Origin of the sequence: Acinetobacter sp. 16 (assembly GCF_033439925.1) — a bacterium.
Taxonomy (GTDB): domain Bacteria; phylum Pseudomonadota; class Gammaproteobacteria; order Pseudomonadales; family Moraxellaceae; genus Acinetobacter; species Acinetobacter junii.
The window spans coordinates 1,715,352-1,728,915 of record NZ_CP137746.1; the positions used below are offsets into that span (position 1 = coordinate 1,715,352).

Below are 13,564 nucleotides of genomic sequence, written 5' to 3' on the forward strand. Positions count from 1 at the left end.
TCACCGAAGGGGAAGGCTTAATGATTAATTGGTAATCATCTGCCGAAACTCTCAGGTACCATGACAGATGGGGCTATACAAAAAAGGAATGCTTTGCATTTCTAGGAGTTAGCTATGCCTCATGTTGTTGTTATTGGTGCGGGGATTACGGGTGTAACGTCTGCATATGAATTAATAAAATTAGGTTATAAAGTGACGGTAATCGATCGTCATCTATTTCCAGCGATGGAAACCTCTTTTGCGAATGGGGGGCAGTTATCCGCTTGTAATGCTGAAGTATGGAATCAAAAAGCTACAGTGCTAAAGGGCATTAAATGGATGAGTAAAAAAGATGCACCATTGTTGCTCAATCCTTCTTTCAGTGTGCATAAATATCGTTGGCTGGTTGAATTCTTAACACATATTAAAAACTATAAAGCAAATACCATTGAAACAGTGGGTTTAGCACTGATGGCTAGACAACGTCTTTTTGAGGTGGCTGAAAAAGAGAATCTGTCATTTGATCTTGAAAAGCGTGGTATTTTGCACATGTACCATACAAAAGAAGATTTCGAAATTGCAAAAAAAGTGAATGATATCTTAGTAGAAGGAAAACTTGAGCGTAATGCAATTACTCCAGAGGAAATGAGAGCAATAGAGCCTACATTGACTGGAGATTATTATGGTGGATATTACACAGCTGGAGATGCAACTGGAGATATCCATAAATATTCAGTAGGCTTAGCACAAAAAACTGAAGAATATGGTGTTAATTATCGCTTTGGATTAGATGTTGTAGACGTAAAATGTTTACAAGACAAAGTGATTATTCAATGTAAAAAAAGCTCTGAAAATATGGATGCTGAATCTGAAGAGCGCACTGAAATTGAAGCGGATTTGATTGTTGTGTGTGGTGGTGTGGGAAGTTATCAGTTAGCAGATATGCTTGGAGATAGCGTTAATGTATATCCAGTGAAAGGATACTCAATCACAGTGCAACTCAAAGATGAACGTAGTATAAAGAATGCACCTTGGGTCAGTCTGTTAGATGAAAGTGCAAAAATTGTGACATCACGATTGGGTGCAGACAGGTTCCGTGTGGCTGGTACAGCTGAATTTAATGGCTATAATCGTGATATACGTGCTGATCGGATTCAACCATTAATCAATTGGGTTAACCAAAATTTTGATATTTCTACAGAGCATTCAGTACCTTGGGCTGGGTTGCGTCCAATGATGCCTAATATGCTGCCTGTGGTTAAGCAAGGTCGACAATCACGTGTTTTCTACAATACGGGACATGGACATTTAGGGTGGACATTATCAGCAGCTACTGCTGTGATTATTAGTCAAGAAATCTCACAAAAATTTCCAAACTAAATTTAAAATGCCGATGTTTATACATCGGCATTTTTTCATAATTCTTCTTAATCGTATAAACGATATATTCCTGTAAAACGCTCACATCCTTTTTGATCACTTTTAATAACAAGTAGAGCTTTTTGAAAATCAAACTGATATTGGCATTTCTTTTCATTATCAATAATTTGGTTCTTTTTTTCGGGTGTGCTGTATGCAAGCAGAGACATAGTTTGAGTTTCAATGCGATTGTTTGGATTTCGGTAGGCTATACCTTCAATTTTTAGCTTATCTTTATCAAGTTGATGAATCTGTAAATGCACAGGAAGTTCAGACAATCTACCATTCTCAAATTTTAAATAATGTTGCGTGAGCGTTTGATTCATCGATGTATAAAAGTTCAAATCATCAAAACGCAAATCAAATTGTTGCTGAAAACATGTCTTTGATTTGCATTGTTGAATTTGATTAAGCCAGAGTTTTTGCGTGTCGTGTAAAAGTTGCAAAGGTGCATCTGTAACAAGATAAGCTGTTAAAAACTTATTATTTAGCTTTTGAACATTATCCGAATGTTGCTGTGAGCAAATTTTCTTTCCTTGAAATTTGCTATTAGTGCAATCAATAGATTTCGCGTACACAAATGTTGAGCAAAAACAACTCAATGTAATAATGTAACCCGTTTTCTTTAATTGATTTCTTACAGTGTTAAACAGCATAATCACTTATACTTTCAGTCTAATTTGCTCAACGTACTATAGCGAAATAGAAAGCCTGAATACAAGATTTGTTCGGTATATTGTAAAAGGAAAATCATATGGTTGCTCAAATTCGTATTGGACAAGGGATCGATGTACATGCGTTTGAAGAAGGTGACTTTGTAACTCTCGCAGGTATTAAAATTCCACATACTCAGGGTTTAAAAGCACATTCAGATGGTGACGTTGTATTGCATGCGCTTTGCGATGCGTTATTAGGTGCATTAGCATTAGGTGATATAGGGCAGCATTTCCCAGATACTGATCCACGATACAAAGGTGCTGATAGTCGAGTTTTGCTCAAGCATGTGTATCAGTTAATCTTAGATCGAGGTTATCATCTAAATAATGCAGATATTACAGTTGCATGTGAACGTCCAAAGCTTGCTAAGCATAATTTAGAAATGCGCCAATCTATCGCGGATGTATTAGATGTGGATGTGACGCAAATTAGTATTAAGGCAACAACAACAGAACAGCTTGGATTTACTGGTCGTCAAGAGGGTATCTTAGCGACAGCGACGGTTTTAATTTCTCATCAAGTAAAATGATTTGTGTTAATCAGTGACTGCTCTAGTTCTAATGTTGATTTTCTTCCTTGTAGCTGTAATGAAACACTGTGAATTAGACCAGTCCAAGTTTCATTAGGTTCCCATACCTGATGAAGTAACTCTTGGGCAGTTGGCATATCCATATTCATATAATACTGACGGTATAAATAGATCAAACAACTCGCACGCATATTTTCCGTGCAGTGTAGCCAGACAATTTCATTTTTAACAAGATGGTCGATTAAATCTAAAACAAGTAAGCATTGATCAGAGCTTGGAATTTCCCAGTTAATTGGAATGTGTATGTAATTTAGCCCGATATCTAAGCAAATTTGATCTTGGTGATTGAGATGATCTGCAGATTTACTAGTAGATAAATTAATAACAGTACTGCACCCATATTCTTTAATATGATGAAGTTGATCTATGGTGGGTTGCGCCGAGTTAAATAAGTGCTCATGGACAAAGGAAAAGTGTGGTACTTGTGATAAAGCTTGTTCTAAGGAAGTCATAATATCTACTATTTAATTAGTTTGCTTCTCAAAATATGAGAAATTTACACTAAAGTATTTAATCTAATATACGTCTTTTACTTCAAGTCTTCAATTTTTGTCAAAAAAAAACAGCATCAATTGATGCTGTTTTTTTAGTTAGTCTTTCTTTAAATTTTCATTAAGCAAGAATTCCATTAATGCTTTTTGTGCATGCAAACGGTTTTCTGCTTCAGACCAAACCACAGAGTTTTTGTGATCAAGCATATTTTCTGAAATCTCTTCGCCACGATGAGCTGGTAAGCAATGCATAAACAAACAGTCTGGATGTGCTAAATCCATGAGTTTTTCATTTACTTGGAAGTCAGCAAATGCTTTTTCTCTTAATTTTTGTTCTTCTTCTTGCCCCATGCTTGCCCAAACGTCTGTCACGATCAGATCAGCATTCACCGCGGCATCTTCAGCTTTATTGAAAACTTCAACACAGTCAGCAAATTCAGCTAAAAATTCAGGTTTCGGTTCGTAACCTTCTGGAGATGCAATTTTGAGTTTGAAACCCATCATGTGAGCAGCTTCGATATACGAATTACACATGTTATTGCCATCACCAATCCATGCAACTGTTCGACCTTTGATACTACCTCGATGCTCTTCATAAGTTTGCAGATCTGCAAGAAGTTGGCAAGGGTGATGATCGTCAGTGAGACCGTTGATTACAGGTACAGTAGAATAAGACGCAAAGCGCTCTACGATGTCATGACCGAATGTACGAATCATAACGATATCTAGCATGCTTGAAATTACACGAGCTGAATCTTCAATTGGTTCGCCACGACCAAGCTGAGTATCGCGCGGAGATAGGAAAATGGCACTACCACCGAATTGGCAAATTCCAGCTTCGAATGAAATACGAGTACGTGTACTTGATTTTTCGAAGATCATTCCCAAAACTTTACCAACAAAAGGCTGGAATACCGTATTGCTATGTTGCATGCGTTTAAGTTCATGAGCACGATCTAAAATGCGTTGCAATTCTAAAGAAGACAGGTCTCTTAAAGTCAGGAAATGCCGAAGCGCCATAATTACTCCCACAATAATTATTGAATAAAAACAATAATTAATTGTTGTTTAATGGGTGGTGAACAAAAAACGAATTGACTACTATACTATACGCTCAAGAAAAAGCAAAAGAATTAGACTTTTTGATGAGCTTTTAGAAACAAATCAACAGAAAAATCAATATAATCAAATATTTCTTTGTCTTCAGCGGGTACATCTAGACCCATCAAAATACGCCATTCAACATCCCGAAGAATTCCAAAATACATCGTGGCTGAAAATTGTGGCTTTTCGCAAAAAATTTCACCTGAATGATGAGCTTGTTCTAGCGCAAGTGATACACTATTTTGAATGTTCATCGCACATTTATTATAAAGATAGTGGGCAAGGTCGGTATTGTTCTGTGATTGCTCAAGAAACATACGCATGAATGCAATATTTTTAGGCTGTATGATGTGCTGATAAAATCTTTGCAGCGTTTGTACAAGGTAATTTCTTAAGTTTGTAACATTACAAATGTATGGTAAGCATATATCTTTGAAGAAGACTTCGCGGCGGTAATCGCAGATCGCAGTGAAAAGCCCTTCTTTATTGCCAAAATACTTATAAATTGATGTTTTTGAACCGCCGGCATGATGAACAATATCATCTAAAGAAACAGCGTCATAACCGCGTTCTAAGAACAGATCAGTTGCACAAATCAGCAGTGCAAGTCGACGCTCTTGCCCACGACGAGTTTGAGGTTGTTCACAACTTGGATAACAAAGATCAGTCATTACTCTGGCTTAGATATAGCGGGATTTTTAATAGTATATCAAAAACCCTATGTAAAGTATGGTTATGAGCTAGATCAATGTTTCAAAACGTCTCAAATAAAAAGCGAGTCACATTGACTCGCTTTTTATGGTTTATGCACTGCGCACTTCGTCATCATCCTCGTCATCAGCAGAGTCCATACCAAGCTCCTTTAACTTTCTGGTCAAGGTATTACGTCCCCAACCTAAAAGTTCAGCCGCATGACGTTTACGACCACGAGTTTGTTGAAGTGCTGCATTAATCAATGTTTTCTCAAACATTGGAGTAGCGATGTCTAAAAGTTTCATTTCGCCATTTTTAAGTTTTTGAATTGCCCATTGACCCAATAACTCATCCCAGTGATGAACAGCAATTCGGTCTACGATTGCAGGACTAGTCGTTGCAACAGATGCAGTTGGATCATTGTTCGATTTTTGGAGAGGAACTTGCTTCAATTCAGCAGGCAGATCTTCAGGATAGACTTCACGACCTGTGATCATGACAGTTAACCAACGGCAGGTATTTTCTAATTGACGGACGTTGCCCGGCCAAGGTAACTGCTGCATGTAATCTGTGGTTTCAGATCTAAGAATTTTAGGGCTTACACCAAGTTCTTTGCCTGCACGAGCAAGGAAGTGTTGAGCAAGCATCGGAATATCTTCGCTGCGATGAGCAAGCTTTGGAATATGAATGCGAATAACATTTAGACGATGATATAAGTCTTCACGGAAGCGACCTTCATTCACTAATTTTTCAAGGTCTTGGTGCGTTGCAGCAACAATACGCACATCGACTTTTACTGGAACATGCCCGCCTACACGATAGAACTCACCATCAGCAAGTACGCGGAGTAATCTAGTTTGAGTCTCAAATGGCATATCACCAATTTCATCTAAAAATAGTGTACCGCCATTTGCTTGTTCAAAACGTCCTTGATGTTGAGTGTTAGCACCTGTGAAAGCACCTTTCTCATGTCCAAATAACTCAGTTTCAATCAAGTCTTTTGGAATAGCAGCCATGTTTAATGCAATGAAAGGTTTTGCACGACGTGGTGAGTGTTTGTGCAGTGCATGTGCAACTAACTCTTTGCCTGTACCAGATTCACCGTTAATTAATACGGTGATATGAGATTGTGATAAGCGACCAATTGCACGGAAAACCTCTTGCATTGCAGGAGATTCACCAATGATTTCTGTAGATTGCAGAGGTGCTGCTGCTTTGGTTGCTTCTTGTTGCTGCAGCTTATTGAGATGTAGAATCGCACGATTAACTAAAGCGAGTGCTTCATCAATATCAAATGGTTTTGGTAAATACTCAAAAGCACCCGTCTGATAACTTGAGACAGCAGACTCCAAATCTGAGTGTGCAGTCATAATGATGACTGGAAGTTCTGGATGAGTATTTTTAACTTTAGATAAGAAAGTTAAACCATCAATTCCTGGCATCCTGATATCAGTTAGAATGACATCAGGAGCTTCATCGTGTAAACGTTCAAGCGCTGTTTGTGCTTCTTCAAAATTGGTAACGTCAAAACCTTCTTCTTTGAATGTTTTTTCAAGTACCCAACGCATGGCACGATCGTCATCAATTACCCAAATTTTATTTCGTGACACGGTCTGACTCCCAAGGTAGATATAAGCTAAATATGGTTTTTCCAGGAATGGATTGACATTCAATCATTCCGTTATGTTGATGCATAATATTTTGCGCGATACTGAGGCCTAAGCCTGTACCTTTTGCTCGCCCAGTGACTAAAGGGTAAAATACTGATTCTAAAATACTTTCTGGTACACCTGGTCCATTGTCCTCAATATCTACTCTTACCGTTGAACGGTTTAAAACACCATTGATGGTGACGAGGCGTTGGATACGAGTGCGAAGGGTAAGCTCTGGTTCAGAATCTACGAAAAATTCTTTATTTTCAGTCATCGCTTGCACAGCATTTACACTGATATTCAGCATGACTTGAATAAGTTGATCTCGGTCGGCCATAACATCTGGCAGAGATAAGTCATAATCACGTGTGATCTTAATTTTTTTCTTGGTCTGGTTCGCGATTAATGATCTAACTCTTTCTAATGGCTCATGGACATTAACATGTTCATAACTTGGTAATTGGCGCGAACCTAACATGGTATCAGCGAGATTGGTTAATCGATCAACTTCATTAATAATGATATCTGTAAATTCTCGATAACTATCATCACTTAAGCTTCGTGCAAGTAATTGTGTTGCTCCACGAATGCCTGCCAATGGATTCTTAATTTCATGAGCAACACCACGAACAAGTTGACGAGCAACTTGATGTTGCTGCACTAAATTTTCCTCTTTCGAAATTTTAAGCATTCGATCGATAGGGTTGAGTTCGATTAATAATAATGGGTGATAGCTTTTACCTGAATTTAATTGGGAAACGGTATAGTCAACATGAATCGGTTTGAAGTTGACATTAATTACCGCTTCACGTCGGGTGTAATGCTGACCACTGTTTAAAGTATTAAGCAAGGCTTCGTAAGTATTAAAAGTATCATCATGTGCATGGAGCAAATTTAAGACAGGTTGACCTGATGCGCGCAATAAACTGATATCAAACAATGCTTCACAAGCTGAATTCAGATAAAAAATATTTAGCTTACTATCGACCAATAAGATGGCAGTCGTCAGATTATCTACTAGAAGTCGATAGTCGATAGTGGTGTGTTGATCCATTTGTGAATCGTCCTGTATTAAAATGGCGCAATTAATATCAATATAAAAGAATAGCCATTAACGTAATGAATCTTAATAATGCAAAATACAAGCCAACTTTGTATTAGCGGAATTTCAATAACTTATTTCGTTAATGTTCTATTTATACGTTATTTTTCACATACATTAAGTTATTTTGAAATTTTATAGTGTTCTAAATTGGTGCAATGTTGGTTTTTGTTAAAAATACTGGTTGTATTTTGGTGCATTACACAAAGAGATGGCTTTGCAGCTATGCGGAAGGCGAGAAAAGACATACAATACGCCGATTCAAGTGGAGCGCAGATTCATGAAGACCCCCAAAGTCGGTTTTGTATCTTTAGGTTGTCCTAAGGCATTGGTAGATTCTGAACGAATTTTAACTCAGTTAAAGACTGAAGGTTATCAAGTTGCATCAGATTATGACGGTGCAGATTTGGTTGTTGTTAACACCTGTGGTTTTATTGAATCTGCAGTACAAGAGTCTTTAGACGCGATTGGCGAAGCCATGAGCGAAAACGGTCGAGTTATCGTAACAGGTTGTTTAGGTAAAGACGAAGACAAAATTCGCCAAATGCACCCAAATGTACTTAAAGTAACAGGTGCGGCAGCATATCAGGATGTAATGGAAGCAGTACATGAGTATGTACCTGCACCGCCAAAACACAATCCTTTTATTGATTTAGTCCCTGAACAAGGTGTGCGTTTGACACCTAAACACTACGCTTATTTGAAAATATCAGAAGGGTGTAATCACCGTTGTACATTCTGCATTATTCCAAGTATGCGAGGTGATCTAGTATCTCGTCCAGTAGGCAGTGTATTAGATGAAGCAGCAGCATTAAAGCGCGCTGGTGTCAAAGAAGTTCTTGTGATTTCTCAAGATACTTCAGCTTATGGTGTGGACACCAAATACAAATTAGATTTTTGGAATGGTCAGCCTGTTAAAACCAAGTTTTACGACATGTGCGAAGCGTTAGGGCAACTTGGTATTTGGGTGCGCCTACATTATGTCTACCCATATCCACATGTTGATGCAGTAATCGATCTAATGGCTCAAGGGAAAATCCTGCCATATTTAGATATTCCTTTTCAGCATGCCAGTCCGCGCATCTTAAAATTGATGAAGCGACCAGCTCATAGTGAAAATACGTTAGAGCGTTTGAAGTTGTGGCGTGAAAAATGCCCTGAATTGGTGATTCGTTCTACCTTCGTGGTTGGTTTCCCTGGCGAAACAGAAGAAGACTTCCAAATATTACTTGATTGGTTAAAAGAAGCTCAGTTGGATCGCGTAGGTTGCTTTACTTATTCACCTGTAGAGGGTGCAACGGCAAATGATCTTCCTGATCACGTACCTGAAGAAATTAAGCAAGAACGTTATGAACGTTTTATGGAAGTCCAACAGGAAATTTCTGCTGCAAAACTACAAAAGCGTATCGGTCAAAAGATGACTGTGCTTGTAGATAGCTTGGAAGATGAATTTCCAGTAGCGGTAGCGCGTTCTTACGCGGATGCACCTGAAATTGACGGTAATGTTTTTGTAGAAGATATTGATAAAAGTGTGATTAAAGCAGGTGATCTGCTTGAAGTCGAAATTACTGATGCGGATGAATATGATTTATTTGCAAAGTTAATTCAGATTAAGTCTGCTTAATATTAAATGCGAAAAAAGAATTTATGAGATTGGTCGGTTTGGAGTAAAAGTATGTCAGCTTCTAAAAATCCACGTTATGCACGTATTTTGTTAAAGCTTTCTGGTGAAGCTTTAGCGGGTAATAAAGATATGGGTATTGATGCCCAAGTCCTTGATCAAATGTCGCTTTCGATTGCTCACTTGGTTGGTTTAGGAGTACAAGTCGGAATTGTAGTTGGTGGCGGTAACTTATATCGTGGAAGTCAGTTACAAAAAGACGGTTTGGTTGGGCGTGTAACTGGTGACCAAATGGGGATGCTGGCTACAGTTATGAATGGTTTAGCAATGCGTGATGCATTAGTGCGTCGCAACATTAAAACACGTTTAATGTCTGCTCTTCCGATCGGAACAGTTGTTGAATCTTATTCAAGTCGTGATGCGATTCGTCATTTAAGCCAAGGTGAAGTTTGTGTGTTTGTAGCAGGAACGGGAAATCCGTTCTTTACAACTGATACTGCGGCTTGTTTGCGTGGTATCGAGATTGAGGCAAACCTTATTTTGAAAGCGACGAAAGTTGACGGTGTCTATAACAAAGATCCAAGCAAATATGACGATGCTGTGAAGTACGATAACTTAACTTTTGATCAAGTACTTGATGAAAAACTTGGTGTAATGGACTTAACTGCGATTTGCTTGTGTCGTGACCATAATGTTCCATTGCAAGTTTTTGATATGAACAAATCTGGTGCATTGCTTTCTGTAGTAATGGGCGAAAAAGAGGGTACTCACGTTACGAACTAATGTACGTGAGACCGAAAGCTCTTTATACTAATGTTTAAATATTTTGTAATACCTAATGAATAAGTAAGGAAGATCATATGATTAACGATCTCAAAAAAGATAGCGAACAGCGCATGCAGAAAACACTTGATTCTTTAGAACAAGGTTTTGCTAAAGTTCGTACTGGACGTGCTCACCCATCAATTTTAAATGGTGTGATGGTTCCTTACTATGGTTCTGACGTTCCTTTGAATCAAGTTGCTAACGTAGGTGTTGAAGATTCTCGTACGCTTATTGTTCAGCCATTTGAACGTACAATGGTTTCTGCAATTGATAAAGCAATTCGTGAAAGTGATTTGGGTTTAAACCCAATTACAGCTGATTCAATTCGTGTACCTTTACCTGCGTTGACTGAAGAAACTCGTCGTGACATGCAAAAAGTTGCTCGTAATGAAGCTGAAAATGCAAAAGTTGCTATTCGAAACATTCGTCGTGATGTTTTAGGTGATATCAAAGCATTATTGAAAGAAAAAGAAATTTCTGAGGATGATGAACGCCGTGCTGGTGAAGATATTCAAAAGATCACAGATAAATATGTTGCAGAAGTAGATAAACGTCTAGCTGCAAAAGAAGCAGAATTAATGAAGGTCTAATTTTTATGACCTTACAAGAAGAACCGCTTCTTCCAAAACATGTTGCCATCATTATGGATGGCAACAATCGTTTTGCAAAAAAAAATAAATTGCAAAAAGGTGATGGGCATCGTGAAGGTAAGAATGTCCTTGATCCGATCGTTGAACATTGTAAAAGAGTGGGTGTTCAAGCTTTAACTGTTTTTGCATTTTCAAGTGAAAATTGGAATAGACCTCAGTTCGAAGTTGATTTGTTAATGAAATTGTTAGAAGACACAATTCATGAACAACTACCTCGAATGGAAAAATTCAATATAGCATTACGTTTCATTGGTGATCGTTCTAAATTATCAAATGAATTAAAAGATTTAATGTTATATGCAGAACAAAAAACGGCATCTTTCAATTCTATGACTCTAACGATTGCAATCAGTTATGGCGGAATGTGGGATATGGCGCATGCAGCCAAGTGTATCGCTCAAGATGTTGTAGATGGAAAAGTTCAAGTAGATCAGATAAATGTTGATTTATTCGATAAATATGTCAGTCTAAATGACTTACCTGCCGTAGATTTATTAATACGTACAGGTGGGGATTATCGTTTATCTAACTTCTTACTTTGGCAAGCGGCATATGCAGAATTGTATTTTACAGATACATTATGGCCTGAGTTTACAGTAAAAGAATTAGACCACGCTTTTGATGTATTTTCAGGGCGAGAAAGACGTTTTGGTAAAACATCTGAACAGATTCAACAAGCGAAAATAGAGAATTAATAATGTTAGAGCGGATTATAACCGCATTGGTATTAGTTGCTGTTGTTTTAAGTTGCATGTTTGCAACGCAATCACATTATCCAATGTTTATTCTTATGATCTTAGCTGCGGGGGTAGCTGGATATGAGTGGTTTAAACTTATGCCTCATGGCGAAGCACTGGTTTCAAAGCCTAAAGCTTGGATTTATGGTGGATGCGTAGCAGCAGTTTCAACTCTTGCGTTGTTTTTTGATGATGTTGCTTTATTACTGTGGGCTGCATCTATTTTAACTTGGCTAGGTAGTATTTACTGGGTCAAAAACTTCCCTGAATCTGATAACTGGTACAATGTATCTTTGTATGCCATAGGTTTTATCCTAATTTCTGCTGCGGTCACTGCATTATATTCAGTTTGGCATAGTTCGCCATGGTGGTTAATGTATTTGTTCCTTCTTGTTTGGGGCGCGGATAGTGGTGCATATTTTGTCGGTCGTAAATTTGGTAAGAAAAAACTTGCTCCAACAGTTAGCCCGAATAAATCAGTTGAAGGATTATATGGTGGTGTTGCGACGACAGTAATTATTATGTTGGTTGTACAATATTCATATTTAAATTTAACTGCTATTCAACTTATCCTGTTTTTAGTTCTATCAATCATCACAGTCTTTGCATCTGTTCTAGGTGACTTGTTTGAGTCAATGATTAAACGTCGTGCTGGAATCAAAGATTCTGGTCGCGTTTTGCCTGGACATGGTGGTGTACTTGACCGAATTGATTCTTTGCTTGCGGCAGCACCAATTTTTGCTGCAGGTATGTATATTTTGAAACTCATTGGTGTAGATCTTTAAATGACGCAAGCTGTATGTATATTGGGTGTCACTGGTTCAATTGGTCAAAGTACATTAAAAGTATTGGAGCAGCATCCAGACCAGTACAATGTGTTTGCAGTTTCTGCATATAGTCGTTTAGATGAACTTTTAAAAATATGTAAGCAACATCGTCCAAAAGTTGTTGTTGTGCCCAATGAAAAAGCACTTGAGTTAAAAGAACTTTTTAATCAAGAAAATTTAATAAATATAGAGATACTCACTGATCAATCTGGCTTGATTGCAATCGCTGAACATAACGATGTTGATATTGTCATGGCAGCAATTGTGGGTGCTGCAGGATTACTTCCTACTTTGGCAGCTGTAAAAGCAGGCAAAAGAGTACTCCTAGCAAATAAAGAATCATTAGTGATGTCAGGTGATATTATGATGCAGGCTGCACGTCAGCATGGTGCATTATTATTACCTGTTGATTCTGAGCATAATGCGATTTTCCAGTCTTTACCGCATGATTATTTGGATGCAGAAAGAACAGGACAGCCTCAGTTAGGTGTTTCTCAAATCTTATTAACGGCTTCAGGTGGACCTTTTTTAAATCATACACTTGATCAATTAAAAGATGTGACACCTCAACAAGCTTGTAAACATCCGAATTGGTCAATGGGACAAAAAATCTCAGTCGATTCTGCCACTTTAATGAATAAAGGCCTTGAGCTTATCGAGGCTTGTCATTTGTTTTCAATTTCAGAACATTTTGTTACAGTCGTGGTTCATCCACAAAGTATCATTCATTCAATGGTGCAATATGTGGATGGTTCAACTTTGGCACAAATGGGAAATCCTGACATGTGTACTCCAATTGCACATGCGTTGGCTTGGCCAAAACGTTTAAAAACAGATGTTCCTGCATTAAACCTATTTGATGTAGCTCACTTAAATTTCCAATCTCCTGACACCATTCGTTTTCCAGCATTAGATCTTGCTCGTCAAGCCATGCGTGCTGGTGGGTTGGCACCAACTGTACTCAATGCTGCAAATGAAGTTGCAGTAGCAGCATTTTTAAAACAGCAGATAGGTTTCACACAAATACCAGAAGTTGTCGATTATGCTTTGCAAAATGTACAAAATGCTAAAGCAGAAAATATAGACATCATTTTGCATACTGATATGATCGCAAGACAAATTGCTGAAAAACACATTGTGGATATAGGAGGCTAAATC

14 protein-coding genes are annotated in these 13,564 nt (G+C 38.0%); 8 read left to right on the forward strand and 6 right to left on the reverse strand.

Annotated elements, in window-relative coordinates; genetic code table 11:
- The first annotated feature begins 114 nt into the window (after positions 1-114).
- On the forward strand, positions 115-1,359 hold the full coding sequence (locus tag R2H34_RS08440) for a D-amino acid dehydrogenase (protein ID WP_087539278.1): 1,245 nt from the start codon (positions 115-117) through the stop codon (positions 1,357-1,359).
- A gap of 47 nt (positions 1,360-1,406) precedes the next feature.
- Here R2H34_RS08440 and R2H34_RS08445 read toward each other — a convergent pair whose 3' ends face one another.
- Positions 1,407-2,054 carry a hypothetical protein gene (locus tag R2H34_RS08445; protein WP_151730765.1) on the reverse strand — a complete coding sequence of 216 codons (648 nt, stop codon included), beginning with the start codon at positions 2,052-2,054 and terminating at the stop codon, positions 1,407-1,409.
- A 98-nt stretch (positions 2,055-2,152) separates the two neighbouring features.
- On the opposite strand from R2H34_RS08445, the gene ispF reads away from it, so the two are divergent.
- Positions 2,153-2,644, forward strand: a complete 492-nt coding sequence (gene ispF / locus R2H34_RS08450) for a 2-C-methyl-D-erythritol 2,4-cyclodiphosphate synthase (RefSeq protein WP_004915605.1) — start codon at positions 2,153-2,155, stop codon at positions 2,642-2,644.
- Here the strand turns inward: ispF and R2H34_RS08455 are convergent.
- The 5 genes from R2H34_RS08455 to glnL all read right to left on the reverse strand — a co-directional run bounded on the left by R2H34_RS08455 (position 2,632) and on the right by glnL (position 7,698).
- On the reverse strand, positions 2,632-3,156 hold the full coding sequence (locus R2H34_RS08455; protein WP_087539282.1) for a fused DSP-PTPase phosphatase/NAD kinase-like protein: 525 nt from the start codon (positions 3,154-3,156) through the stop codon (positions 2,632-2,634). The two genes, ispF and R2H34_RS08455, sit on opposite strands and share 13 nt — an antisense overlap.
- A 138-nt stretch (positions 3,157-3,294) precedes the next feature.
- Positions 3,295-4,215, reverse strand: coding sequence for an ornithine carbamoyltransferase (gene argF, locus R2H34_RS08460; RefSeq protein ID WP_004915611.1), 921 nt, complete (start codon positions 4,213-4,215; stop codon positions 3,295-3,297).
- 113 nt (positions 4,216-4,328) lie between these two features.
- A complete protein-coding gene (locus R2H34_RS08465) occupies positions 4,329-4,970 on the reverse strand; it encodes a TetR/AcrR family transcriptional regulator (protein ID WP_004954566.1) in 642 nt (213 codons plus the stop codon).
- Between the two features lie 132 nt (positions 4,971-5,102).
- A complete protein-coding gene (glnG, locus tag R2H34_RS08470) occupies positions 5,103-6,602 on the reverse strand; it encodes a nitrogen regulation protein NR(I) (protein ID WP_087539284.1) in 1,500 nt (499 codons plus the stop codon).
- Positions 6,589-7,698, reverse strand: a complete 1,110-nt coding sequence (gene glnL / locus R2H34_RS08475) for a nitrogen regulation protein NR(II) (RefSeq protein ID WP_004954561.1) — start codon at positions 7,696-7,698, stop codon at positions 6,589-6,591. Before glnL ends, glnG begins: the two co-directional genes overlap by 14 nt.
- A 328-nt stretch (positions 7,699-8,026) precedes the next feature.
- Here glnL and rimO point away from each other — a divergent pair, with 328 nt between their 5' ends.
- From rimO to ispC, 6 genes are all read left to right on the forward strand, one after another.
- Positions 8,027-9,370, forward strand: coding sequence for a 30S ribosomal protein S12 methylthiotransferase RimO (gene rimO / locus R2H34_RS08480; protein ID WP_004915625.1), 1,344 nt, complete (start codon positions 8,027-8,029; stop codon positions 9,368-9,370).
- A 51-nt stretch (positions 9,371-9,421) separates the two neighbouring features.
- Positions 9,422-10,150, forward strand: a complete 729-nt coding sequence (gene pyrH, locus R2H34_RS08485) for a UMP kinase (RefSeq protein WP_004662027.1) — start codon at positions 9,422-9,424, stop codon at positions 10,148-10,150.
- A gap of 77 nt (positions 10,151-10,227) precedes the next feature.
- Positions 10,228-10,782 carry a ribosome recycling factor gene (frr, locus tag R2H34_RS08490; protein ID WP_004915629.1) on the forward strand — a complete coding sequence of 185 codons (555 nt, stop codon included), beginning with the start codon at positions 10,228-10,230 and terminating at the stop codon, positions 10,780-10,782.
- Positions 10,783-10,787: 5 nt separating this feature from the next.
- Positions 10,788-11,537, forward strand: coding sequence for a polyprenyl diphosphate synthase (gene uppS / locus R2H34_RS08495; RefSeq protein WP_004915632.1), 750 nt, complete (start codon positions 10,788-10,790; stop codon positions 11,535-11,537).
- A gap of 2 nt (positions 11,538-11,539) precedes the next feature.
- Positions 11,540-12,364: a phosphatidate cytidylyltransferase gene (locus R2H34_RS08500; protein WP_004954552.1), complete on the forward strand. Its 825-nt coding sequence runs from the start codon at positions 11,540-11,542 to the stop codon at positions 12,362-12,364.
- Positions 12,365-13,561: a 1-deoxy-D-xylulose-5-phosphate reductoisomerase gene (ispC, locus tag R2H34_RS08505; RefSeq protein WP_126131959.1), complete on the forward strand. Its 1,197-nt coding sequence runs from the start codon at positions 12,365-12,367 to the stop codon at positions 13,559-13,561.
- The last annotated feature ends 3 nt before the right edge of the window (positions 13,562-13,564 follow it).